25 protein-coding genes and 1 tRNA gene are annotated in these 22,735 nt (G+C 37.1%); 14 read left to right on the plus strand and 12 right to left on the minus strand.

Annotation, left to right across the window (positions count from 1 at the left end; genetic code table 11):
* Positions 1–150 precede the first annotated feature (150 nt).
* Positions 151–1,137, plus strand: a complete 987-nt coding sequence (locus ACYSN2_RS02050; protein ID WP_461748598.1) for a siderophore ABC transporter substrate-binding protein — start codon at positions 151–153, stop codon at positions 1,135–1,137.
* Between the two features lie 389 nt (positions 1,138–1,526).
* On the opposite strand, the gene pgsA is transcribed toward ACYSN2_RS02050, so the two are convergent.
* Complete coding sequence (gene pgsA, locus ACYSN2_RS02055) at positions 1,527–2,081, minus strand: CDP-diacylglycerol--glycerol-3-phosphate 3-phosphatidyltransferase (RefSeq protein ID WP_461748599.1); 555 nt, start codon at positions 2,079–2,081, stop codon at positions 1,527–1,529.
* 153 nt (positions 2,082–2,234) lie between these two features.
* Between pgsA and guaB the strand changes: the two genes are divergently transcribed.
* The 6 genes from guaB to ACYSN2_RS02085 all read left to right on the plus strand — a co-directional run bounded on the left by guaB (position 2,235) and on the right by ACYSN2_RS02085 (position 7,779).
* Positions 2,235–3,695, plus strand: coding sequence for an IMP dehydrogenase (gene guaB, locus ACYSN2_RS02060; RefSeq protein ID WP_461748600.1), 1,461 nt, complete (start codon positions 2,235–2,237; stop codon positions 3,693–3,695).
* A 66-nt stretch (positions 3,696–3,761) separates the two neighbouring features.
* Positions 3,762–4,085: a low molecular weight protein tyrosine phosphatase family protein gene (locus ACYSN2_RS02065; protein ID WP_461748601.1), complete on the plus strand. Its 324-nt coding sequence runs from the start codon at positions 3,762–3,764 to the stop codon at positions 4,083–4,085.
* 344 nt (positions 4,086–4,429) lie between these two features.
* The gene (gene lysS, locus ACYSN2_RS02070; protein ID WP_461748602.1) at positions 4,430–5,950 is read left to right on the plus strand and encodes a lysine--tRNA ligase; all 1,521 of its coding nucleotides are present in this window, start codon (positions 4,430–4,432) and stop codon (positions 5,948–5,950) included.
* Positions 5,951–6,388: 438 nt separating this feature from the next.
* The gene (locus tag ACYSN2_RS02075) at positions 6,389–6,823 is read left to right on the plus strand and encodes a hypothetical protein (protein ID WP_461748603.1); all 435 of its coding nucleotides are present in this window, start codon (positions 6,389–6,391) and stop codon (positions 6,821–6,823) included.
* Between the two features lie 8 nt (positions 6,824–6,831).
* The gene (locus ACYSN2_RS02080) at positions 6,832–7,272 is read left to right on the plus strand and encodes a hypothetical protein (RefSeq protein ID WP_461748604.1); all 441 of its coding nucleotides are present in this window, start codon (positions 6,832–6,834) and stop codon (positions 7,270–7,272) included.
* A gap of 21 nt (positions 7,273–7,293) precedes the next feature.
* Entirely contained in the window at positions 7,294–7,779 is a 486-nt protein-coding gene (locus ACYSN2_RS02085) for a hypothetical protein (RefSeq protein ID WP_461748605.1), read from the plus strand.
* A 206-nt stretch (positions 7,780–7,985) separates the two neighbouring features.
* Here ACYSN2_RS02085 and ACYSN2_RS02090 read toward each other — a convergent pair whose 3' ends face one another.
* Positions 7,986–8,906: a sulfurtransferase gene (locus ACYSN2_RS02090; protein ID WP_461748606.1), complete on the minus strand. Its 921-nt coding sequence runs from the start codon at positions 8,904–8,906 to the stop codon at positions 7,986–7,988.
* Positions 8,907–9,174: 268 nt separating this feature from the next.
* On the opposite strand from ACYSN2_RS02090, the gene ACYSN2_RS02095 reads away from it, so the two are divergent.
* Positions 9,175–9,525 carry a Spx/MgsR family RNA polymerase-binding regulatory protein gene (locus tag ACYSN2_RS02095; protein ID WP_461748607.1) on the plus strand — a complete coding sequence of 117 codons (351 nt, stop codon included), beginning with the start codon at positions 9,175–9,177 and terminating at the stop codon, positions 9,523–9,525.
* Between the two features lie 136 nt (positions 9,526–9,661).
* Here ACYSN2_RS02095 and ACYSN2_RS02100 read toward each other — a convergent pair whose 3' ends face one another.
* Positions 9,662–10,357 carry a 5'-methylthioadenosine/adenosylhomocysteine nucleosidase gene (locus ACYSN2_RS02100; protein WP_461748608.1) on the minus strand — a complete coding sequence of 232 codons (696 nt, stop codon included), beginning with the start codon at positions 10,355–10,357 and terminating at the stop codon, positions 9,662–9,664.
* A gap of 341 nt (positions 10,358–10,698) precedes the next feature.
* Here ACYSN2_RS02100 and ACYSN2_RS02105 point away from each other — a divergent pair, with 341 nt between their 5' ends.
* Complete coding sequence (locus ACYSN2_RS02105) at positions 10,699–12,084, plus strand: amino acid permease (RefSeq protein ID WP_461748609.1); 1,386 nt, start codon at positions 10,699–10,701, stop codon at positions 12,082–12,084.
* Positions 12,085–12,315: 231 nt separating this feature from the next.
* Here ACYSN2_RS02105 and ACYSN2_RS02110 read toward each other — a convergent pair whose 3' ends face one another.
* From ACYSN2_RS02110 to ACYSN2_RS02120, 3 genes are all read right to left on the minus strand, one after another.
* The gene (locus ACYSN2_RS02110) at positions 12,316–12,945 is read right to left on the minus strand and encodes a DUF805 domain-containing protein (protein ID WP_461748610.1); all 630 of its coding nucleotides are present in this window, start codon (positions 12,943–12,945) and stop codon (positions 12,316–12,318) included.
* A 211-nt stretch (positions 12,946–13,156) separates the two neighbouring features.
* Positions 13,157–13,483 carry a hypothetical protein gene (locus ACYSN2_RS02115; protein WP_461748611.1) on the minus strand — a complete coding sequence of 109 codons (327 nt, stop codon included), beginning with the start codon at positions 13,481–13,483 and terminating at the stop codon, positions 13,157–13,159.
* Positions 13,484–13,521: 38 nt separating this feature from the next.
* The gene (locus tag ACYSN2_RS02120) at positions 13,522–14,187 is read right to left on the minus strand and encodes a DsbA family oxidoreductase (protein ID WP_461748612.1); all 666 of its coding nucleotides are present in this window, start codon (positions 14,185–14,187) and stop codon (positions 13,522–13,524) included.
* Between the two features lie 141 nt (positions 14,188–14,328).
* On the opposite strand from ACYSN2_RS02120, the gene ACYSN2_RS02125 reads away from it, so the two are divergent.
* Positions 14,329–14,754, plus strand: coding sequence for a PaaI family thioesterase (locus tag ACYSN2_RS02125; protein WP_461748613.1), 426 nt, complete (start codon positions 14,329–14,331; stop codon positions 14,752–14,754).
* Positions 14,755–14,843: 89 nt separating this feature from the next.
* On the opposite strand, the gene ACYSN2_RS02130 is transcribed toward ACYSN2_RS02125, so the two are convergent.
* The 4 genes from ACYSN2_RS02130 to ACYSN2_RS02145 all read right to left on the minus strand — a co-directional run bounded on the left by ACYSN2_RS02130 (position 14,844) and on the right by ACYSN2_RS02145 (position 17,156).
* Positions 14,844–14,984, minus strand: a complete 141-nt coding sequence (locus ACYSN2_RS02130) for a hypothetical protein (RefSeq protein WP_461748614.1) — start codon at positions 14,982–14,984, stop codon at positions 14,844–14,846.
* A gap of 311 nt (positions 14,985–15,295) precedes the next feature.
* Positions 15,296–15,511 (minus strand): 30S ribosomal protein S21, encoded by a 216-nt coding sequence (gene rpsU, locus ACYSN2_RS02135; protein WP_461748615.1) that lies wholly within the window; start codon positions 15,509–15,511, stop codon positions 15,296–15,298.
* Between the two features lie 142 nt (positions 15,512–15,653).
* Positions 15,654–16,955, minus strand: a complete 1,302-nt coding sequence (gene tig / locus ACYSN2_RS02140; RefSeq protein ID WP_461748616.1) for a trigger factor — start codon at positions 16,953–16,955, stop codon at positions 15,654–15,656.
* Between the two features lie 117 nt (positions 16,956–17,072).
* Positions 17,073–17,156, minus strand: a tRNA-Leu gene (locus tag ACYSN2_RS02145).
* 758 nt (positions 17,157–17,914) lie between these two features.
* On the opposite strand from ACYSN2_RS02145, the gene ACYSN2_RS02150 reads away from it, so the two are divergent.
* Together ACYSN2_RS02150 and ACYSN2_RS02155 are read left to right on the plus strand one after the other, a co-directional pair.
* The gene (locus ACYSN2_RS02150; protein ID WP_461748617.1) at positions 17,915–18,322 is read left to right on the plus strand and encodes a DUF4878 domain-containing protein; all 408 of its coding nucleotides are present in this window, start codon (positions 17,915–17,917) and stop codon (positions 18,320–18,322) included.
* A 195-nt stretch (positions 18,323–18,517) separates the two neighbouring features.
* Positions 18,518–19,204, plus strand: coding sequence for a C40 family peptidase (locus tag ACYSN2_RS02155; protein ID WP_461748618.1), 687 nt, complete (start codon positions 18,518–18,520; stop codon positions 19,202–19,204).
* 34 nt (positions 19,205–19,238) lie between these two features.
* Here the strand turns inward: ACYSN2_RS02155 and ACYSN2_RS02160 are convergent, their stop codons facing one another.
* A complete protein-coding gene (locus ACYSN2_RS02160) occupies positions 19,239–20,150 on the minus strand; it encodes a ribonuclease D (RefSeq protein WP_461748619.1) in 912 nt (303 codons plus the stop codon).
* 545 nt (positions 20,151–20,695) lie between these two features.
* Complete coding sequence (gene eco, locus ACYSN2_RS02165; RefSeq protein ID WP_461748620.1) at positions 20,696–21,169, minus strand: serine protease inhibitor ecotin; 474 nt, start codon at positions 21,167–21,169, stop codon at positions 20,696–20,698.
* Positions 21,170–21,383: 214 nt separating this feature from the next.
* On the opposite strand from eco, the gene ACYSN2_RS02170 reads away from it, so the two are divergent.
* Complete coding sequence (locus ACYSN2_RS02170) at positions 21,384–21,506, plus strand: hypothetical protein (RefSeq protein ID WP_461748621.1); 123 nt, start codon at positions 21,384–21,386, stop codon at positions 21,504–21,506.
* Positions 21,507–21,735: 229 nt separating this feature from the next.
* On the plus strand, positions 21,736–22,557 hold the full coding sequence (gene thiM, locus ACYSN2_RS02175; RefSeq protein ID WP_461748622.1) for a hydroxyethylthiazole kinase: 822 nt from the start codon (positions 21,736–21,738) through the stop codon (positions 22,555–22,557).
* Positions 22,558–22,735: the final 178 nt, after the last annotated feature.

A 22,735-nucleotide genomic window follows, 5' to 3' on the forward strand; every position in this document is an offset into this window, starting at 1 on the left:
TTGAAGAAATTTTAAAGCGACTTTAAGGTTATTTAAAACGGTACACATATTCCCATTCCTCATATCCTCGCTACCTATGAATATGTGGATTACATGGGGATTGTAATAAAAAATTAAAACTAGATATTTGAAATAGAAAAGAGGTTTTTGATGAAAACAAAAATGTTTAAAAGAGTCGTAATCGCTTCGGCGTTAGCATTGGTGTTGGCTGCTTGTGGTGATGAGAAAAAAGCAACCGCAGATACTTCAAGCTCGCAAAGCTCAGTAGTGGAAACAATGGAGCAAGTAGCAGCTAAAACAATCACAGTCACTCATGCATCTGGCGAAACTGTATTGCCGGTAAATCCTAGCAAAGTGATCTCTTTTGACCTTGGAACGATTGATACATTAGAAACAATCAATGTAGATATTCTCGGTTTGCCGAAAGCGAATCTTCCTGATTATTTATCAGCGTATAAAGCTGATAAATATGGTGACTTCGGAAGTTTAAAAGAACCGGATTTTGAAGCAATTCATGCAGCAAAACCTGATTTAATTATCATCTCTTTACGTCAAGCGCCACTTTACGATCAGTTTGCAGAAATTGCGCCAACGATTAACTTAACATTAGATGAGCAAAACTACATTGCTTCAACGAATAGCAATTCTAAAATTGTTGGGGAAGTGTTTGAGCAAGAAGGCGCAATTGCAACCGAACTAAAAGGCTTGCAAGATAAAGTGAATAAGCTTCGTGAAAGCACAGCAAATATGGATGATACAGCGTTAATCCTTATGGTAAATGATGGCAAGATCAGTGCATACGGTTCAGGCTCACGCTTTGGGATTATTCATGATGAATTTGGTTTTAAACCTGCGGATAAATCCATTCAAGTTTCAAGACATGGTCAAACAGCCTCTTTTGAATATGTGATGAATTTAAACCCAGATTACATTTTTGTAGTAGATCGTAGTGCAGTTGTCGGGAATGGCGAAACGTCTGCGAAACAAGTGGTTGAAAATGATCTTGTGAAAAATACGAATGCTTATAAAAATGACAAAATTATCTATTTAGATCCAAATGTGTGGTATTTATCTGGCGGCGGCGTGAAATCTACAGGTAAAATGGTAGATGATATTCAAAATGCTATTAATAAGTAAGTAGAAATAAGTAGAAATAAGTAGAAATAAGTAGAAATAAGTAGAAATAAGTAGAAATAAGTAGAATATATGAACGCAATGGGTTAACGATGATATTCAGTACCATCATTTGCCGGTAGAACTTGTATAAATCATATAAACTTCATAGGAAGTACACTAAAAAGCCCTTTAAGGATATATTCTTAAAGGGCTTTGATATTTGAGGGAATCTTCAATGAGATTCTAAATAGTAGCTAATAAGATAAATTGTGTAGATCAAACTGATATAGAACAAAAATTCACAAAGAATAAATCAGTATATTTAATAAGTAACCGGAATCGTAATTTAATTCTAATCGAACTTATCTTAAAATTTCTCGGAAATATTATTGCAGAGAGTAATATTTTGGTTATTTAACGCTTAAGACTTTCCATGTGGAGTATAGATATTGCACCATTGACCAAAGTGTCAGGAAGGTTGCAATGACAAGGAAGATCAAGCCAATATTGTAGAGCGGTAAACCAAAGAGATTTTGTTCATAGAGAAGAAAGGTAATGGCGCCCATTTGGAAAGCTGTTTTCCATTTACCTATCCAAGAAACCGCAACAACGCCACGTTCTCCCATGCCTGCCATCCATTCACGAAGTGCAGAAATCGTAATTTCTCGGCTAATAATAATCATAACAGAAAGCGTTAAAAACCATTGATCAGGGTTGTGATCGACAATGGCAATAAGCGCAACAGCGACTAATAATTTATCAGCAACCGGATCTAAAAAAGCCCCAAAACTAGAGGTTTGATTCCATTTTCGTGCCAAATATCCATCTAACCAATCGGTAAATGCCGCAACCATAAATAGGAGCGATAACACTAGGTTTTTGTGAGGAGTTGGGAGGAAGTAACATAGGATAAAGATAGGAATCGCAACAACGCGAGACCAAGTGATGAGGCTTGGAAGGTTCATGTAATATTAACTCCTCGGGGTCATTTTCTTAGGCGCCGTTGATCATTATATCAAAAAAAAACAAATGCTCAAATGCCTGATAAAATCCATCATTTGACAAATAAATATGTTAGAATACACCTCTTTTAAATCGGCGTTCTTGGAGAGAGACATATGCTTAGAATAATGGAAAAGGGATTGACCTTTGATGATGTATTATTAGTTCCAGATTACTCTGAAGTTCTTCCGCGAGATGTGTCGCTTAGGACGCAACTAACACAAAAGATCGCTTTGAATATTCCGCTACTTTCTGCAGCTATGGATACAGTGACTGAGAGTAAGATGGCAATTGCCCTTGCGCAACAAGGTGGAATTGGGATTATTCACAAAAACCTTACGCCAGCTGAGCAAGCTCGTCAAGTGCGTAAAGTAAAGAACTTTGAAAGCGGTGTGTTAACGGATCCTATTACGGTCACAACAGAAGTCACGCTTGAAGAAGTTCGGAATATCATGCGTGGACGTAACATTTCTAGTGTTCCTGTGTTAACAACAGACGGAAAAGTTGCGGGAATTATCACAACGCGTGACTTACGATTCCAAACAGATTTATCACAAAATATTACTAAGGCGATGACGAACCGTGATCGCCTTATTACTATCCATGAAGGCGCAACTCGTGAAGAGATCATTGAGCGTTTACGTACCCATCGTTTAGAGCGTTTAGTTGTTGTCAATGATAATAACGAACTTCGTGGTTTAATCACGGTAAAAGATCTATCTCATACTGATAAAAACCCAAATGCAGTGTTAGATGATGAAGATCGTTTACTCTGTGGTGCGGCAGTGGGCGCAGGTGCGGGTACTGAAGAGCGTATTGAGCAATTAGTCGATGTTGGTGTTGACGTGATTATTGTTGATACGGCACATGGTCACTCAAAAGGGGTGATTGATCGTGTTCGTTGGGTTAAACAAACATATCCAGAGCTTCAAGTAATCAGTGGAAACATCGCAACTGCAGATGCGGCAAGAGCACTTTTAGCGGCGGGAACAGATGGCGTTAAAGTTGGAATTGGTCCAGGCTCAATCTGTACAACACGTATCATTGCCGGTATCGGTTTCCCACAAGTAAGTGCAATTTCAAACGTTGCAGCAGCGCTTCGTGGTACAGGTGTTCCAGTGATTGCTGATGGTGGTATTCGTTACTCTGGAGATATGGTAAAAGCATTAGCAGCAGGTGCGAACTCTATCATGGTAGGTTCAATCTTAGCGGGAACAGATGAGTCACCAGGCGAAATCGAATTCTACCAAGGCCGTGCGTACAAATCATACCGGGGTATGGGTTCATTGGGTGCGATGAATGCCGGTTCATCAGATCGTTACTTCCAAGAAGGTTCAAGTGCAGATAAACTTGTTCCAGAAGGTATCGAAGGGCGTGTTGCTTATAAAGGTTCAGCATCACCAATCGTTCATCAATTGATGGGCGGAATCCGTGCAGGTATGGGTTATGTGGGTTGTGCGACAATCGATGAGATGAATACAAAACCTCAGTTTGTAGAAATTACAAGCGCAGGAATGAGCGAATCTCACGTTCATGACGTTACCATTACAAAAGAAGCACCAAACTATTCACGTTAATTTTTAACGCGGTTTTAATGATAAGATATTGAAGTAAAACAATACTATTTTTTAGGGGAGTTGCGCTTGAATATCTTATTTGTATGTAGTCAGAATAAATGGCGTAGTCCAACTGCAGAAAGGGTTTTTGCAGTGGATTACGGTGTTAATACGAGATCAGCAGGAACAAGTCGCAATGCAAAGCATGTGATTTCTAGTAAAGATGTTTCTTGGGCGGATCTGATTTTTGTGATGGAGTATCATCATAAAAAGGCAATTCAAGAGAAATTTCGGCGAGATCTAACATCTAAGAAAATAATTGTGCTAGAGATACCTGATGATTATCAGTATATGGATGAAGATCTGATTACATTATTAAAAGAAGCGGTTCCAATATATCTATCTCCGTGAATGGATGAGTAATAAAGTAAATAGCGAAAATTAATTTCGGTATTTAAAGTAATTTAAAGCAAAATAGTGGATAATAGTCGGTTGATTCATTCGCTATTTTGCGAAGAAAATCTCGAAGAGTGATCTTCGGGATTTTATGATTTTATTAGATTCTAAAAGTGCATCAGATCTTTTATCAATAAGGTATATCAATGATATTGCGATGCATGCAGATCCATTAAAATCCATTAAAATCAGAAGAAATTAGGGTAGAGCTCGATTTGAAATCGCCGTGAATGCATTGTGGAAATGCCGGCATTTAGGAGTTCTAAGGATGTTTACCATTATTTGAAGTAGAAAACATAATGACAAAAGAGACTGTAGTGAACGATCACGATCAAACTGAAAATCATCTAATTACAGAGCGCCGTGAAAAGCTTGCGAAGATTCGTGAGGAGAAGCAGGTTGCATTCCCAAATAACTTTAGAAAAGACACTGATGCGAAGAAGCTCCATAAAGAGATGGAAGGCTTAGATCGTGAAGCGCTTAAAGAAAAGGGAAAGATTGTGAAGATGGCGGGTCGTATTGTCGCTAAACGTCTTTTTGGAAAAGGTGGATTTGCAAGCCTTCGTGATCAATCTGGCGATGTTCAAATCTTTGTGAATACAGGATTAATCGGTCAGGAAGCATTTGATGATTTCACGACTTGGGATGTGGGCGATATTATTGCCGTTGAAGGGGAAGTATCTCGTTCTGATAAAGGCGAGCTCACAGTTCGTGCGAATACTTTAACGCTTCTTACAAAATCACTTCGTCCATTGCCAGATAAATTCCATGGTTTAACGGATGTGGAAGCACGTTATCGTCAGCGCTATCTTGATCTGATTATGAATCAAGAATCTCGTGATACATTCCGTAAGCGTAATCTGATTCTTCGTACAATCCGTACTTTCATGGATGAACGTCAGTTTGAAGAAGTAGAAACGCCGATGATGCACTCTATTCCAGGTGGCGCAAATGCAAAACCATTTGTCACGCATCATAATGCGCTTGATATGGAATTTTATTTGCGTATTGCGCCGGAACTTTACCTCAAACGTTTAGTGGTGGGCGGTATGGAACGTGTGTATGAGATTAACCGTAACTTCCGTAACGAAGGGGTTTCTACACGTCATAATCCAGAATTCACCATGATGGAATGGTACTGGGCATATGCAGATTACAAAGACATGATGGATATGACAGATGCCATGATGCACGCAATTGCACTCAACGTCAATGAGGGTTCTGCAGAAGTAGAATACCAAGGTTACACAATCGATTTCAGTCAGCCGGCAACTCGTATGACGGTTCAAGAATCAATTTTGCAACATTGTGAAGAAGCAAAAGAATACGATTTAGACACTAGAGAAGGCGTTTCGGCATTAGCAGATCATTTCCATATCAAATACGATAAAGCGAATGATTGCTGGGGTAAAATTCTCATGGAAATCTTTGATGAGAAAGTGGAAGAGAGTCTTTTACAGCCAACTTTCATTACAGGTTACCCGTTAGCAGTATCTCCGCTTGCACGTAAGAATGATGAAAATCCACTTGTCACAGATCGTTTTGAATACTTTATCGGTGGCCGTGAGGTGGGGAATGGTTACTCGGAGTTAAATGATGCCGAAGATCAGCATGAAAGATTTATCTCACAAGTAGAAGATAAAGATTCTGGCGATGATGAAGCAATGCATTACGACAAAGAGTTCGTAACAGCACTTGAATACGGCATGCCACCAACAGCGGGCGAAGGAATTGGGATTGACCGTTTAGTCATGATCTTTACAGATGCGCCATCTATCAGAGATGTGCTTTTATTCCCGCATATGCGTGTCAGAAATTAAGCGTGATGTTTAAAGGTTTATCGCTATTTGAATAGTGATAAACCATGAATAATATACCCCTTAAGAGCGATTAAAAGCTCTTAAGGGTTTTTTTATGGGTATTTTATGAAAATATTTTATGAATGTTTTGTGGCGATATGATTTCCGTGAAAGTTGTGCTTGGAAATATTTTGTATCGTATTATTTGATAGTGATGAGTGTATATTGCAAAAAGGAAGGGGGAAGGGGGAAGGGGTTCGTAGATTGTTGGTAGATTATCTGCATACATAGATTATTGTAAGTACGAAATATTGCCTAGAATGCTGAATCGGGTGCATTGTTTTCGGAAATCATGGTATCTCATTCATAATATTGGTAATCTATTGGTTTCTGTTTTTGGGTAAGAGGGTAGTTTTGAATCCTCATGTTCTGCCTATTTTTTATTTGTGGAGACCTAATGTGAATTCTTTTTTTTATTTGCTCTTGTTAGCAATTGCTTGTCTACTTTGGTGGGCTGTGGCTGAGTTGTTTTCTTCGGGGGAGATAGTTGGCGTATTTGTAACCGGTTTTTTTGCGCTTCTGATTACGGCATGTTTAGTCGCTGTTCCTATTGGGAATATGAGAAAAGCTCAGCGTTATGCATTAGTGGAAGAGGATTTCGATCTAGTTATGACAACTTTAGATCATGTAGAAGATATGGATCAGAATTATTATTACGTTCACACGAAATGGGTGGATCCCGATGGCGGTGCAGTTTTCTATTTTAAGAGTGATTATATTCGATTTGATCCTACAAAATTTTTACAAGGAAAAGAGATTCCCGTCAAAATTAGCCGACAAGATTATAAAAAATATGTCGTTGATTTATCATCTCTACCAACTTTGGCATCTTAAGGGTATGTATGGAAAAGGTATTTATCTTCTTTTTCTCAATATTTGGTATTGTTGGTATCGGACTTTTCATAGGATTTTTTAATGTTGGAGATCCTTCATTATTGGTCGTGGGTGTGATCTTTTCATTAGTGGGTTGGTGTCCTGTATTCTTTTTTTCGAGAAAATTATATATTCAAAGACAAGTACAGCAAAGTGGAATTGCGCTTCGTACAGAGTTTATGGAGATTATTGGAAGCAAGATGGAGTTAAATGATAAATCAGGCTATGTTGTTAGAACAAAGTGGCTTGATGAAGAGAATAATATCTTGTACTACTTTTCTAGTAATACACTTTGGTATAACCCTAAGAAAGAGCTAAAAAATGTGAAATATATTACGGTATTAGTAAATCCTAAGAATTTTTATCATAACTATATGGATCTTTCATTTTTACCAAAGAGATTGAACTGACGTATTGTATAGGAGCAAGATATGCCAAGAGGCGTTCGTTTCACTTTTTTTCTGTTAACGATCGTATTTAGTGTTCTGGGATTGATTATGTTGATTCCAGGATTGTCTATTTTGAGAACGACGGCAACAACAGATATTTGGCTTTTAGTGGGAACGGGCGCTATTACATTTTTAATGGGATCCATTCCTTTAGGGATGTTTATTCGAAAGCGTCTGATGAAATGGAGAGTATTACGACGAGGAATCATCATTGAAACAGAATTTGTGGATGTCATTAGAGCATCCTATTCCATTAATGGTTGGCAACCTTTTATCATTAGAACGCAGTGGTTAGATAGAGAAAACAATCTGATTTATCACTTCAAAAGCGAACCTTTAACGTATAATCCCTCTCGATTTTTAAAAAAGAGGATGAAAATACCGGTGCTTATTTTGCCAAATAATCCTAAACAGTATTTTATGGATTTGAAGTCCGCGAAAGGGCTGAAAAATCTTCAATTGATGTAATGAAGAGACTCATTGCTTCTATTAAAATCAAAATCAAAATCAAAATCAAAATCAAAATCAAAATCAAAATCAAAATCAAAATCAAAATCAAAAGAGCAGAAATATCTGCTCTTTTTTGAAACATTCTCAGTGAACATTTTTCAGAATATCTCGCACCCGAAATATTCATTCTTTTAAGAAATTTAAATCGAAGAAACTGTAAAGTATTAATCCGCTTTCGTGATCATCGGTCTTGAGGGATCTGCGCACCATTCGCTCCAAGAACCATGGTAAAGCTTCGTTGCACCTAAGCCGGCATAATAGAGCGAGAAGAGATTATGACATGCAGAAACGCCGGAACCACATTGATTTACAATGAGTTCAATAGGCGTTTCTCCTAAAAATTCTAACCAGTCCTTTTTAATATCTTCTTTTGATTTGAAATAGCCTCCTTCATTAAGATTATTCTCAAAAGGATAATTAATCGCAGACGGAATATGTCCGGCAATAGGATCTAATGGTTCTACTTCTCCATTAAATCTTGCGTTTCCTCTTGCATCAATAACTTGTATTTTAGGCAGGTTATGGGAAGCTTCCAAAGCATTCTTAGCGAGGTTTTCCTGTATTTTATCCAGAACTTCATCTATTAACAGAAGCTCGAAATCATTTTCTCTGAAGGAGATATTGCCAGAAGGGAAATCGGTCGCCGGCATTGAAGTTTCTAAATCTTTATTGAGCTTCTTCCAAGCATCTAAACCGCCGTTTAAAACCTGTACTTTTTCCAGTCCAAGATGTTTTAAAATCCACCAAAGATGACTGGCAAACATACCGCTTTTATCATCATAAACGATAATATGATCTTCATTATGAATGCCTGCATTTTTAAATAGCTCAAGAAGTTCCTCTTGCGATTTCAAAGGATGGCGACCATTTTGACCGGTTTTTTCGGTGCAGAGATCCATTTCAAGATCAAAAAATTGTGCTGTGGGAATTCTTGCTATTAAAAATGCATTTTTTCCATATTGAGGATTCGCAAGGTCAAATCTTGCATCTAAAATTTTCAGGTGAGGATTTTGCTCCTCAAGTTTTTGTTGTAGTAAATATTGAAGCTCATCTGCTTGAATGAGGGGAGAGAAGTTCAGTTCCATATGTCCGTCCTTGATGTTCTTAGTAATGTCTTTAAGGGAGTATCTTTAAAAATGATCTGATGGTGATAGTTTATAGTTATTTTTACTTGAATGATTCATCGTAAATTAGACGTCTGTTATCTGCAAGTATTCAATGTCGGGTTTAGAGAATGGATGATGGACGATCTGTTTTTTATTAAAAAAGAGGTGTTACAATAACGCTCAATGCAGATTATGATTGAAGCTTGGCTTAAAGCTGAGATTAAAACTTAGATGAAATAGGGAAGAGATGATGATTGTTTATGGAATTAAAAATTGCGATACGATGAAAAAGGCTTTTACATGGCTCGATAACCATCATATTGCGTATACGTTTCAGGATTATCGTAAGCCTGGATTAACAGATACTGAACTTCAAGAGATTCTGAAGATTGCAGATCTTGCTGAAATCGTGAATAAACGTAGCACTTCGTGGCGCGCGCTTTCAGAGAGTGAAAAGGAAGCGGTATTAGTGCCGGCAACGGCCATTGAAATCCTTCAAGCGCATCCAACTTTAGTGAAACGCCCTTTAATTATTAACGGCGATTCAGCCGTGATCGGTTTTTCAGAAGCGAATTTTGAGAAGGCATTTTTAGCGTAATGAATCATGGCGTAATCCGTATAGTGATTTTTAGTAATTTTTTATAAATCGATATCGCTGTAGGTGGTATAAAAAAGGCTGATCGTACAGATCGGCCTTTTTGATTTTAAGAATTGAATTCTCAAGTCGGTTGTATTTATGCGGGTATTTTAGCCAAAACTTCTAACACGATATTAGCCGAATTTTTTGCTGCTAAATCGAGATATTCTACAAAGCTCATCGGCATCTCTTTATCAGGTAAATCGGATAGCGCACGAATCACGATAAAGGGCGTTTTGTAGAGATAGCAAACTTGAGCAATGGCTGCCGCTTCCATTTCCACCGCTTTAATATTGGGGAAAATAGCTCTGATGGTTTCAATACGAGATTGATCGGCAATAAATGCATCGCCTGTTCCCACTAACCCAATTTGAAAATTGATAGACAGCTCTTGTAGCGCTTCTTTTGTAATGGAGATGAGAGCTGCATCTGAAGGAAACGTTTGTGGCAATCCCGGCAAGGTTGCAGGCTGAAGCCCAATAGGCGTTAAATCCACATCATGATGCGCGGTTTCATCAGAGATAATAATATCGCCAATTTCCATGCCTTCAATTAAACCGCCGGCAGAACCAATATTGATGACTTTTTCGGGCTGAAAATGTTCATGAAGAAGCGTCGTTGCCATTGCTGCTTGCACTTTACCCACGCCGGAACGCAGTAGTACCACAGATTTTCCGGCAAGATTTCCTTGAATAAAACGAACGCCGGCAATATTTGTCTCTTTTGCATTTTCTATCATCGAAGCAAGAAGAGAAACTTCCTGTTCCATTGCGCCAATAATTCCAATTGTCATAATTTGCATCCTTTTCAAGGTGGTTCTTTCAGAGGTTTTTCTAGCGCTTCATTTATTGCATTTTTAATGCCTTTTAATACAAAAACGGATTCAAAAAATGAGATGCGCAGATGAGAAAGTTAAAGCGATATATTATACGAATTATGCCGGTAATCCTACGTTGGATTCTGGGCGATTGTAAAAGATTGCTTCGGGAAAGCTTTCTGCCGGCATTTAGGGAAAGTTGCTATACTAAGGCGTTCTGTTTATATCTCTTTTGGGAGATATAACTTTAAGCAAAGAATTAAAATTATCTATCACAGTATCGCTGGATCAGTTTAGACACAAGAAGTGAGAGAATCATGTCTGAAATCAAAGAAAATAATGGGAAGCTTCAACGGGGATTAAAGAATCGTCATATTCAGATGATTGCGCTCGGTGGTGCGATTGGAACAGGGCTGTTTTATGGTTCTGCGGAATCGATAAAGCTTGTGGGACCTGCGATTTTGTTATCGTATCTTTTAGGTGGATTTGTTATCTATCTCATTATGACAATGATGGGAGAGATGTCGACGCATGAACCTGTTGCCGGCGCATTTAGCTATTTCTCTTATAAATATTGGGGCGAATTCCCAGGATTTTTAGCGGGCTGGAATTACTGGTTTCTCTATATATTAGTCAGCATGGCGGAGCTTTCCGTAATCGGAATCTATATACAAGTATGGTTTCCGGAAATTCCCATGTGGGTTTCGTCATTAACGGTGCTCATTCTCATTACGATTATTAATCTGTTTTCCATTAAAATTTATGGGGAATTTGAGTTCTGGTTTGCATTGGTGAAGGTCTTAGCAATTATTTTGCTGATTCTTCTCGGCATTTATCTCATTATTGCCGGCGTTGATGGCGCTTCAATCTCTAATCTTTGGAATTACGGTGGATTCTTTCCTTTTGGCTTGAAGGAATTTTTACTTTCCTTGATCATTGTGATGTTCTCTTTTGGCGGAACGGAGCTGATTGGAATTACGGCAGGAGAAGCGGATAATCCGAAGAAATCCATTCCTAAAGCGATCAAGCAGGTGATTTGGAGAATCTTGCTTTTCTATGTTCTATCGATTGCGGTATTAATGATTCTTCATCCTTGGGATCAAATCGGAACGGATGGCAGCCCATTTGTGATTATCTTTAAAGAGATGGGTTTTGGGGTTGTGAATACACCGCTTGGCGAGATTAATATTCCGGCAACATTCTTTAATGTGGTAGTTTTATCGGCAGCAATTTCTGTATATAACAGCGGAATTTACAGTAATGGCCGTATGTTGTTTGGTTTGGCGGAGCAGGGAAATGCGCCTAAATTCTTTATGAAACTGAACCGCAATTCAGCACCTTTTATCGCAATATTGTTCTCATCGCTCTGTACGTTGGTGGCAGTTGTGATTAACTTTGTGGTGCCGGAGGGTGCGTTTATGCGCATTATGTCGTTAGCGGTTGCGGCGGCGACGATCACTTGGGGCTTAATCGTGATCGTACAATATCGCTTTAGAAAGCAAGTTGACGTAAAAGCGCTCACTTTTAAGGTGCCTTTCTATCCGTATAGTAACTATTTTGCATTAGCCTTTTTAGTATTGCTATTAGTGATGATGACACAATCGGGAAATATGATGTACGCCGTGATTGTAATGCCGATTTGGATTGTTGTACTTTACATTGGTTTCTTGATTAAGAAAGCGATTAGTAAGCGTAGATCGTAGCGAGTTTTGGTGCGATTTATGTGGCATGCTTACATATGAATGAGTAATTAATGAGACATTTCTTTGTGAAAAAGTTTTAAAACTGTCTTAGAGTCATCAATAATAAAACCGCAAGAATAGATGAGTTCTTGCGGTTTTATTGTATGTAATTCATGAAAGCAAAGGTAATGCTCCTTCAATATAGAAAATCACAATCACAATCACAATCAAAATAGAAATGAGCGAATAGATTTATGAGGTGATATTACCTAAAAATAGGGTAGAGATGCTTTGTAATGTGATGTAACGATATAAGATGAAAATTCCGGCAATGACTAAAATACTCAGCAAAATTGCGCCGATAGGATGGCCTTTTGGAAAAGGCTTGCCATAATGATTAGTTTTTAAATTTCCTGGCATAAAGAAAGGGAATAATCGCGCGAGTAAACCGATGGTTGCGAAGATATAAAATAACGTATGATATAAGGCAGGGCTTAGAGTCATTGGCATCATAATGATCGTGAGATCTGTGCAATATGGGAAAATAAAGAGTACAGACGACCACCAGCCCGAAAGATTAATATCATGTAAGCGCATAATTGCCATGCGCAGATTGAGTAATACAGCGGAACCCGCAAATCCTGTATAGAAAATGAGTCTTACTAGATTGATCGTCATCTCTGTGATTTTATCGTTGCTATCAAATAGCGGAAACAAACCCTTTTCCATGACGAAATAGTAGAGAAGGTAGATGGCTGTAAATAATAGAAGATACGTAATAAATCGATTGGTAAATTCAAGACGACCAATTCTGCCAGAAAAACCGAACGAAAAATAAGGTAAATCGGGTTTCGAACGCTGATCTTGTGGATGCTTACTCATGTAACTCCTAAAATAATCGTGGTGAAGCTTGATACAAGAATGAATGATTATAAAATGACTACCGCAGACTCTCAAGTAAGAAGGCTTTTGAAGAGGGTTATTCGTAATTTTAAATCTATATAAAAAGGCCGAGAAGATTCTTTCTCAGCCTTTGATTGTATCTCAAAATACTCTTTTAATATCAGTGAATAAGCTTCATAGAGTTGAAGGTTTATTTTTTATCATCACTAAATGTTAAGCTTTTTCCTCTAAATACTCGGAAGATAATCCCTTTAAAAATCCAAAGATTAATTGCTCCAATGATCAGTAGGAAAGTAACAGTGAAGAAGGCGAAGTAAATCTCTGACATCTCTTTGAGAGAGCCTAAGAGATTACTTTTAAAATTGATAAAAAATAATGTACCGAAGGAGATGACGAAGAGTACTAAGAAAATAGCGAGCCATAATTTGCGTACAGCTTCTTTAGAAAGCACAAAAAGAGAGATAATGTAGCCTACGACTGCAATACCCGATATTGCACTAATTAAGATCAATTCCATGATTGTACTCCTTCCTATTTTATTAAAAGTATTAAACCTTAAGCATCAATTTTATTACGTTGTTCTTGTAGATAATCTACTAAGAAGCTGTGAAAATCTTCAACTTTTTGTGCGCCTTGAATGGCAACTTCATTATCAATGACGAAGAAAGGAACGCTCTGAATATTAATTCTATGAGCAATGGCTTCATCATCACGTACAGCATTGACATAAGTTTCATCATCTAAAGCTGTTTTTACATCGGTTAAATCCAACAGCAATTTATCAGCAATTTCAATTAATGCAACGATATCGCTAAGATTAACACCATCTTCAAAATACGCTCTAAAGAGGAGATCTGCGCATGCTTTAATTTTTGCTGGTGCTTTGTTCGCAACATAGTGTAAAAGTTGGTGAGCTTTAAAGGTACTCGTTGGAACGATCTTATCTGTATTAATGGTTAACCCTACTGTTGCCGCCATTCCTGCAGAATTCATAGTAAGTTCTTTTGCTTTTTCAACGGTGGTTTCATAGCGTTCAGCAAGCACTTCATCGAGTGATTGATCTGTGTATTGCGGTGCATCAGGAGCGAGCTCAAAGCTTCGATACTGAATCTTGATCTGAGCCATTTCTTCTTCTGTAAGAAGCATGATGGCTTGTTCTAAGTTATGCTTGCCAATGTAGCAAAACGGGCAAGAAAAATCAGACCAAATTTGGATGTTCATAAATATGTTGTCCTTTACATCAGGTAAATAAGAATATATTTTGTGTATTGTATCTCAAAAATTCAAAGGGATGCAGTAATTTGGCGAGTTTAACGCATAATTTTATAACTCATTGTTTTGATAATGGGTAAAAAGGAATAAATGATGATTGGTGAAATCACAGTTGAGCGTATTAATGAATATGAAGGTAAGAATTTATTAAAAACATTAGGAATCAACATTGTTGCATTAGATGAGAATTTTGCAGAAGCCGTGATGCCGGTAACAGAAGATCATCAGCAAACGATGGGCTTCTTACATGGTGGTGCAACAATTGCATTAGCGGAAACAATTGCTGGCATTGGTTCTTATGCCATCCTTCCGGAAGAGGAAGGATGTGTTGGGATGCAGATTAGTGCAAGTCATCTCTCATCGGCAACGCTTGGAGATATTGTCATCGCAAAAGCTGACTTAATTCATAAAGGTCGAAGAACTCATGTTTGGGATGTGAATGTCTATTCGCAAAAAACAGGAAGATTAATTTCTAGTATTAAAGTCACAAATGCCGTAATCCCAATCGTGGTATAGATTGAGGTAATAGAGAGGATTACTGAATACACTTCGTTGAGTATCTTCAATGATCTGATCTTGGGATTGTATATTGTAAATGATTATTATTATTTACTGTAGTTGTATCCGTAAGCGACTCTGCCATACATTTTATTGGAATATTCGTCTTGAGTTTTATTATTGCTGCCAGAAGCGCACGCTGTTAAGAAAAATAGGGATGTAATGAGAAGTGTAGCTTTGATATTCATGGATAGGAATTCCTTATAAATTTATTCTATGAAACTGAATGATACCTATGATTGATCAATTGTCATTGCCCAAAGTAGGGAATGCGATAAGCATCGTAGTGATATGGTTATTGTTTAAATATGTAAAATTTCAACTATGAAGAATATTTTACGTTGAACGATATACTTCGCAAGTAAAAATCCATATTAAAAAGTTAATCATAAAACAGAATCGATAAAAATTAAAAGCAGGTAATAAAAAACCCTAGATTATAAAAATCTAGGGTTTTATCGTTACTCACATTGAGTAGCTATTAACAACTAAACAACGATTAGTAGTAACGGATTCTACGGTTAGATTCGCGCATTATACGTTTATAATGGCGTTTCTGAGCCGCAGCCTTCTTACGCTTTTTTTCAGTTGTCGGTTTTTCATAGTACTCACGTGCACGCACCTCAGATACGATACCTGCTTTTTCGCAAGCACGTCTAAAACGACGCATAGCAACGTCAAATGGTTCATTCTCACGAATCTTGACGGAAGGCATTGAACATCACCTCAATTATATAAAGTTTAAATAAATTGCTCTTAATTCATATCACCAAGATATTAATAAGAACACGAATTCACTATTTTAACTTCTATCAGAGAATATATCAATGATAGAAGCTATTTCATGAATATTTTACTTATCTTTGAGCTTGTTGATTCATAAGCTCATCGAAAGTTTTCTTCTCAGTTACAACTGCCGCTTTTTCAGCTAAGAGATCTACAACTTGATCTTCTAAAGCAATATTGCGGATATTTTGCATACTGTTTTTATCTTTTTTGAAGTGCTCAATAACTTCTGCTGGATCTTCGTATGTTGAAGCAATAAGCTCTAAACGTTTATCAACATAAGTTTCATCAGGAGTAATTTTGTTATCTTCAATGAATTGGCTTACAAGAAGACTTAAGCGAACTTTTTGTTCAGCTTGTTTTGCAAAAATTTGCTTCACAAGCTCCATCAATTGAGTTGCTTCTTCTTGATTTTGCGGTTGTGGGAAGTTTGATTGTTGAGCCATTGCTTGCGCTTCAGACATTACCATTACTTCCGGCACTTCTACTTCATGAGTTTTTTCAAGTGACTCAAGAACAGAAGATTTGAAACGGTTATGAATCACATTGTTTAATTCACGTTCCATGTTTCTACGAAGTTCTGAACGTAATTTCTCAACATCTCCACCTTCAATACCAAAACGTTCTGCAAATTCTGCATTTAATTCTGGTAATTGACCAGCTTCAACGCTGTTTACAGTGATATCAAACTCTGCTTCTTTACCTGCTAAGTTTTCAGCTTGGTATTCTGCAGGGAAGGTTACTTTAATTGTTTTAGTTTCGCCTTTTTTCATTCCAACGATTTGATCTTCAAATCCTGGAATCATTGAGTTTGAACCTAAAAGTAAAGGAGTATTTTCAGCTTTACCGCCATCAAACTCAACGCCGTCAACACGACCAACAAAGTTGATGTTTACACGGTTATCAAGAGCTGCAGCTTCTTCAGTTTCAGCCCAAGTTTGGCTCTGTTTTTGAAGCGTTGTAAGCATGTTATCAAGATCAGCATCTGTAACTTCAGCTTCAAATTTAACAGCTTCTAATTTGTCTAAGTTATCAAGCTTTACTTCTGGCATAACTTCGAATTCAGCAGTGAAAGAGAACTTGTTCTCTGCGTTTGGCACATCGATAATTGGCTGGCCAGCTGGTTCTAATTTAAGTTCTGTAAGAATCGCTTGGTATTTTTTGCCAATAGCTTCACCAATAACTTCGTTCTCAACTTCATCGCCGTGCATGCTACGAACAACTTTTACTGGAACTTTTCCTGGGCGGAATCCATCAACACGTACACGACGAGCGAGATTTTGAAGACGATCTTCAACATCTTTTTTAACTTGTTGCTCATCAAGTTCAATCACTACGCGGCGCTTAAGGCCTTCTAATGTTTCTACTGACATAATTTTATACCCGATTATAAGTTTGAATCTAAAATTGCAAATATAAAAAAAGGTGCTTTAGTAAAGCACCTTTTTAAACTACTTATTAAGGTGATCTCGTGTCACCATAACTGAATATGGTGCGAGCGGAGAGACTCGAACTCTCACGGATGAACCACTAGATCCTAAGTCTAGCGCGTATACCAATTTCGCCACGCTCGCATAAGTCGTCAATTATACGTTTTCTCTATGTCTTGTCAAGAATTAAATTCTTTAGAAACTGCTTGTTTGAAACAAGTTGTGAACAACGTTAACTACGAGGAAGAATGATAATATATTTTTGAGAAATTACAAGCCTTGAAGTTGTAGTAATAATGATCGAATTTGATTTCCCCTCATGATTACAATGATTTTCGGAAGTAAGAAAATGGTTTTTAGAGTGTTTTTTTACGGAGTAATACGAAACAACGTTACATTTAAGCACTCTAAAGCTCGATTTTAGGATCTAAAGATGATCGATATTAATGCAAATAGTCGAAATCTCAAGTCATCTTGTTTTTGTATGGATCGTTAATGCATCTTAAAGATACCAAGATAAGGATACTAAGAAATGATGATCGGTATGATGCTTTTAAGTATTACTAGTTAAACATACGTGGATTATTCCCTAGTTTTAGATTAAAGACGGAAAAGTCAAAGAGGGGAAGAGTTTTTTCATACGTCGATAGTTCATTAGTATGCATTTCCACTCAATACACTCATAGATTGCTCGTTAATAGATAAGGAATTGCCTTCATTTTGATTACAGGAGCGGTTTTGATCTGTAATTCAAATAATTTGGTTTTTTAATATTAATTATCAATTGGTTATAGGTAATATAAATAATATTCAATGAGATAATTGTTACTGATAAAGCTTTTGTGTAATAATCTTCGCACAAGATGTTCGGGTTAATATTCGCTATATATAAAGGGTATGAGATGAAACAATTAAAGATGTTTATGATGGTCGCGTTTTTCGCAGTAATTGCAGTTGCTTGTGGTGGAGCTTCTAAAACTCCAGAAGCTGTTGCTACTGAGTTTATGGAAGTCTTTGCAAAAGGGGATAGTAAGAAATTAATAGATATCATCTATATTTCAGATGCTGATAATAATCCAGAAGCAAAAGCAATGATCGAAGGGAAACTTGAGATGATGGTGGGCATGGCAAAAGCTGAATTAGATGCGAAAGGCGGAATCAAAGATATTAAAGTAGATAGTGTCGAATATAATGATGATAAATCTAAAGCTTCAGTATATTTAATCGTAACTTACAAAGATGGTGAAGTTTCAGGTCCTGATGAAGTAACGACGATTAATACGAAAGATGGTTGGAAAGTAGAACTCTAGTCGGACTTTAAAGATGTTTTGATGATTAGGAGTCTGTATATCGTTAATCTGATGAACTGAACTCTAGTTTGTTTGAAGAATATGTAAAATGCCGTGATTTCCGTAAAGGTCATTACGGCATTTTTATTTTTATAATGGTTAATTTACATTTAAGATTGTGATCAGTTTAATGCCCAGAGTGAGTGGATTGTTGTGATGATGAGACAGTTAAAAATTAGTAAACGAGCGTTTCTGATCATCTTTATAGTACTTATGAGTCTTGTGACTGCGATCGGATTATACTTTGAAGTGAATCCTTTTCGGCAGTATGCGCAAATTAAACCCTGGCAATCGCCGTATGCACATCAGCTTGAAATTGGGGATATGGTCTTTAGAACAGCTTACGGGAAAGAGAGTCGCATGATTCAGCTAGTAAGTGATGGGGAATATTCGCATATTGCGGTCATTACTGCCCTGAATCCCGAGATAGAAGTAACTCATGCCACAACGAATGAACATCCTGAAAAAATGAATCAGGTGCTTGTGACACCTATTACAGATTTTCTATCGCCCACTTATGCAAAGACGTACCTCATTGCAAGACCTAATTTTTTAACCTTAGAAGAAAAGATTGTTTTTGCCGGCAATATCGCAGAGCGGGAAGGGGAACCTTATTTGCTGAGAAGTCGCCAGTTAGAAAATCTGTACTGCACAACGTTATTGGAAAAGCCACTTCAAATTCTTAAACCAGAGCTAACATTAAGGTGGCAACCTATGCAAGTTCCCGGAATGCCGGGAGATTATCTTTTCCCGGATGCGTTTTTAGAAGTCGAAGGAGTTATTCCTATTTTAAAGGATGATATTTGGCTCTTGAATCAAGAGCCGGATAGGAATGAAGGGTAAAAAATGTGTTAAATAGATCTTATCTCTTATAGATCTACTGTTCCGTATCGATATCTGTGTCCTCCGCAGAATGATCAGACTGAGGTTTATCCCAGAAATTTTCTACGGTTTTGATGATTTGAGTCTGAATTGATTCGTTATAGCTTGTAACTGCATAATCTTCATATAGTTTAGAAGATTTTTTTGCGTAACGTTCTGAAAGATGGATGAGAATATCATCTTTAATAATCCAACGTTTCGGAAGATCCTTACGAATAGCGATTAATTCTCGCATTTTAGCAAGAGAGCGAAGCAACTGTTTTGAACTTCCCCGCAATCTTTTATAACCTTTGACTTTTTTCCATGCGCCTTCAGGATCTGGCTCATAACGCTCACGTTCCGTTAATGGTTGATGATTTGTTTTAAGTAAACCTTGTTGATGATTCGTTTCAATCTCAGCCATTAATTTACGATATGCCGGAATCAGGTAGTGCACATCATCATAGGCATATTTAAGTTGTTCGCTTGTTAATGGTCTTAAATCCCATTGTGTACGGGTTTGATCTCTTGTGAGATCAACATCACAATATTGTAAAACCAAATCGTGATAGCTTAAACCGACACTTTTGTCTTGCGTGATTTTAGCAGTGATCTGCGTATCAAATACAGGCGCTGGCAAAATATCTAAGGCATGGACAATTGCTTCAAGGTCTTGGCTTGCAGAATGAATAATTTTTGTAATATGTGGTGCGCTCAATAATGCAATGAGAGAAGTAAAATCTTGTAAGACTAAGGGGTCGATACAAACAGCTTCCGTTTCTGTTGCAAGCTGTATTAGACACAATTTAGGAAAGTAAGTCTTTACTCGCATAAATTCCGTATCAAGGGCGAGTAATTCAATGGTTTCTAATTGTGTATTGCACCAAGAATCGAGCGCTTCTTGAGTATTGATATAAATGTCTTTCATAGGTAATGCTTCTTAATCGCTGTAATATTTTCTTGAGAGAGCTTATCATTTTTTAGGGAAAAGAGTTTATCTAAAAAGGTGCAAGAGATCTAAATTATCGTAGGTAGGGATATATTTATATGGGCTTGATAGATATTTTAAAACGAATTGATAAATAATTTAAATACAGTAACTTATTGAAATAGCAATCAATTTGCTTTTTATGCATGATTAAAGTCAAATTTTTGTAAAATTTTGTAGATATGTAATGGTAGAATGTTGCATATTGGTTCTATATGAATGTTCCTAGCAGAATTTCAGATACCATAAAAAAGGGTCTTTAAACTCCATTTCTAAAGCTCTTTTTATTTTTGAAACAAAAAAATTTTATAAAACTCTATTATGCAAATTTAAATAATCAGCTTTATTGTGAATATCTCCATTGAAGCAATAAAGTTTGAAAGAGCAATTTGAATAAGCGTTTTAAAATAGAAAAAGCCCGATCACATTTCGGGCTTTTTTATATTTGGGATAACAGAGATATCTCTATATTTAGAGAATGAAAGTTATTTGTTCGTTGCTTCGTTTTCTAAAACGTTTGCCTGCCAAATGCGATATTTTACAGTCACATCTTCAGGTGCATAGATTACGATTGGTAATTTACTGTTATAACGCACAAGCGGAGAATCCTGCATTTCTACAAACGTTTCGTGTTTTGCATCATCGCCACAAGCCATTAACGTTGACATAGGACCTGTTAATTCTGAGATGCTGTAATAGTTATATCCCCAACCTTCTAGGTTTTCTTCAGCAAATTTTCCGCCAAAGCTTTGACGATTACAATCTACTTCAATTGTCTTACCGGCAATGAGTTGCACTTTAACAGCGCTTTCATCACTGAGTTCAGGAAGTTCGATGACATAACGCACAGAACCTTCTTCTGCTACTGGGAAGGGTTTTAAAGTATCAGCACTATTTGCTGAAGCAAAAGAGAACATTAATGCACCTGAAAGCGTTACTAATAAACGGGATAATTTCATAAAACCTCTCTTATAAATAATAAGTTGATTGTGTTTGTAATATTTTTTGAATATTACGAGTTTATAAAACGATATTGTGAATAAAACATGTTTTTCACAAATACCCACACATTCAGCATCTTAACACTTAAGAGGATGTTGATAGCAAGTTTTTCTTTTACTTTTTTAAATAAATATTTCGAAAAATATTTTTCAGAAAAGAGCTGTTTAAAGAATGAGTGTAATTGAGGGTTTTTATTTTAATGGAGATTTATATGATGAAATTCAGCAGGTTGATATGTTTTTTTGGGAAAATATTATTGTTAGAAATAGCGCCTATTTTTTGAGTGAATTTTAGGTTTGCGTTTCAGGAAAATGCTTAATATTCGAACGTTTAATATCCTGTCATAGATCCTTTTTTATAACGTTATAAGGTAATATACCTAAAAGTTTATGATGCTATTTTTCATTATTACTTGATTGCGATTTGATCATTGATGAGCGGATAGTTGTCTTTCAAGCTGATAAATAGATGAAAAAATCGAAATCTTTATCGCAATTCATTCATCTCAAGGAGAAGTTAGAGAATGTATATCCCTTTTTCTGCAGTGAACGCCATTCCTTATTTAATGGAATATCAAGATAAATCGCCGTTGATTCATTGTATGACGAATGATGTGGTGCAAAATTTTACGGCAAATGTCATTTTAGCAACTGGCGGAAGCCCGGCAATGATTCCCGAGATTCAGGAATGTGGGGAATTTACGCAAGTTGCGAGTGCACTTTTAGTCAATGTTGGCACATTAACGGCAAAATCAGCAATGGCAATGCTTCATTCTGCAGAAGTTGCCGATGAAACAGGTACGCCGTGGGTGCTAGATCCTGTGGGAATTGGTTCTGTACTCTATTATCGAACGACGATTGTGAATGATCTGTTAAAGCATCGCCCAACGGTGATTCGAGGCAATCCTTCTGAAATTATGGTGCTTGCCGGCGTGAATGCGCAGTCTAAAGGCGTGGAATCAGAAGAAGATGCGAGGGAAGCGTTCCAATATGCCGAAAAAGTTGCAAGAGATTTTCAGACAATTGTCGTCATGACCGGCGCTGAAGATATTATTACCGATGGCGAGCGAAGTTATATTATTTCTGTTGGTACAGAAAAACTCACAAAAGTGACGGGGACAGGATGTGCATTATCCGCACTCGTTGCCGGCATGATTAGCACCACGGAAGATGTGTTAGAAGCAGCTGCAACCGCTTGCTATATCTCGGCACTTTCAGGACAAAATGCCGCAGAGAAAGGTGCAGGATTAGGCTCCTTTCAAATGCATTATTTAGATGAATTATCGTTCATGACGCCGGATGAATTGATGACCATTGCCAAATCAGAAGGTGCTTTCGACGAATAGTTGTATGCAAATTAATAGCTTGGAATCAAGGGGTTGGAATCAAGGGGTTGGAGTCAAGAGATTGGAATCAAGAGATTGATTAAAGAAAAGTTTGTGATAAGCAGCAAACACAAAACACATACAAACAAATAAAAACGCAGACAAAACAGATATCAGAATAAAAAATATCTAGGAGATA

The sequence above is a fragment of the Ignatzschineria sp. LJL83 genome, from assembly GCF_054871845.1.

What these genes read in the sequence shown, in the direction of transcription:
- ACYSN2_RS02115 (WP_461748611.1), bottom strand. Translation starts at nt 13,483, where the DNA reads ATGGAATTGATCTTAATTAGTGCAATATCGGGTATTGCAGTCGTAGGC.
- ACYSN2_RS02080 (WP_461748604.1), top strand. Translation starts at nt 6,832, where the DNA reads ATGGAAAAGGTATTTATCTTCTTTTTCTCAATATTTGGTATTGTTGGT.
- ACYSN2_RS02160 (WP_461748619.1), bottom strand. Translation starts at nt 20,150, where the DNA reads ATGAAAGACATTTATATCAATACTCAAGAAGCGCTCGATTCTTGGTGC.
- ACYSN2_RS02125 (WP_461748613.1), top strand. Translation starts at nt 14,329, where the DNA reads ATGATGATTGGTGAAATCACAGTTGAGCGTATTAATGAATATGAAGGT.
- ACYSN2_RS02105 (WP_461748609.1), top strand. Translation starts at nt 10,699, where the DNA reads ATGTCTGAAATCAAAGAAAATAATGGGAAGCTTCAACGGGGATTAAAG.
- ACYSN2_RS02095 (WP_461748607.1), top strand. Translation starts at nt 9,175, where the DNA reads ATGATGATTGTTTATGGAATTAAAAATTGCGATACGATGAAAAAGGCT.
- ACYSN2_RS02110 (WP_461748610.1), bottom strand. Translation starts at nt 12,945, where the DNA reads ATGAGTAAGCATCCACAAGATCAGCGTTCGAAACCCGATTTACCTTAT.
- tig (WP_461748616.1), bottom strand. Translation starts at nt 16,955, where the DNA reads ATGTCAGTAGAAACATTAGAAGGCCTTAAGCGCCGCGTAGTGATTGAA.
- ACYSN2_RS02155 (WP_461748618.1), top strand. Translation starts at nt 18,518, where the DNA reads ATGATGAGACAGTTAAAAATTAGTAAACGAGCGTTTCTGATCATCTTT.
- pgsA (WP_461748599.1), bottom strand. Translation starts at nt 2,081, where the DNA reads ATGAACCTTCCAAGCCTCATCACTTGGTCTCGCGTTGTTGCGATTCCT.
- ACYSN2_RS02150 (WP_461748617.1), top strand. Translation starts at nt 17,915, where the DNA reads ATGAAACAATTAAAGATGTTTATGATGGTCGCGTTTTTCGCAGTAATT.
- ACYSN2_RS02050 (WP_461748598.1), top strand. Translation starts at nt 151, where the DNA reads ATGAAAACAAAAATGTTTAAAAGAGTCGTAATCGCTTCGGCGTTAGCA.
- ACYSN2_RS02090 (WP_461748606.1), bottom strand. Translation starts at nt 8,906, where the DNA reads ATGGAACTGAACTTCTCTCCCCTCATTCAAGCAGATGAGCTTCAATAT.
- lysS (WP_461748602.1), top strand. Translation starts at nt 4,430, where the DNA reads ATGACAAAAGAGACTGTAGTGAACGATCACGATCAAACTGAAAATCAT.
- eco (WP_461748620.1), bottom strand. Translation starts at nt 21,169, where the DNA reads ATGAAATTATCCCGTTTATTAGTAACGCTTTCAGGTGCATTAATGTTC.
- thiM (WP_461748622.1), top strand. Translation starts at nt 21,736, where the DNA reads ATGTATATCCCTTTTTCTGCAGTGAACGCCATTCCTTATTTAATGGAA.
- ACYSN2_RS02085 (WP_461748605.1), top strand. Translation starts at nt 7,294, where the DNA reads ATGCCAAGAGGCGTTCGTTTCACTTTTTTTCTGTTAACGATCGTATTT.
- ACYSN2_RS02100 (WP_461748608.1), bottom strand. Translation starts at nt 10,357, where the DNA reads ATGACAATTGGAATTATTGGCGCAATGGAACAGGAAGTTTCTCTTCTT.
- ACYSN2_RS02170 (WP_461748621.1), top strand. Translation starts at nt 21,384, where the DNA reads ATGAGTGTAATTGAGGGTTTTTATTTTAATGGAGATTTATATGATGAA.
- ACYSN2_RS02130 (WP_461748614.1), bottom strand. Translation starts at nt 14,984, where the DNA reads ATGAATATCAAAGCTACACTTCTCATTACATCCCTATTTTTCTTAACA.
- rpsU (WP_461748615.1), bottom strand. Translation starts at nt 15,511, where the DNA reads ATGCCTTCCGTCAAGATTCGTGAGAATGAACCATTTGACGTTGCTATG.
- ACYSN2_RS02120 (WP_461748612.1), bottom strand. Translation starts at nt 14,187, where the DNA reads ATGAACATCCAAATTTGGTCTGATTTTTCTTGCCCGTTTTGCTACATT.
- guaB (WP_461748600.1), top strand. Translation starts at nt 2,235, where the DNA reads ATGCTTAGAATAATGGAAAAGGGATTGACCTTTGATGATGTATTATTA.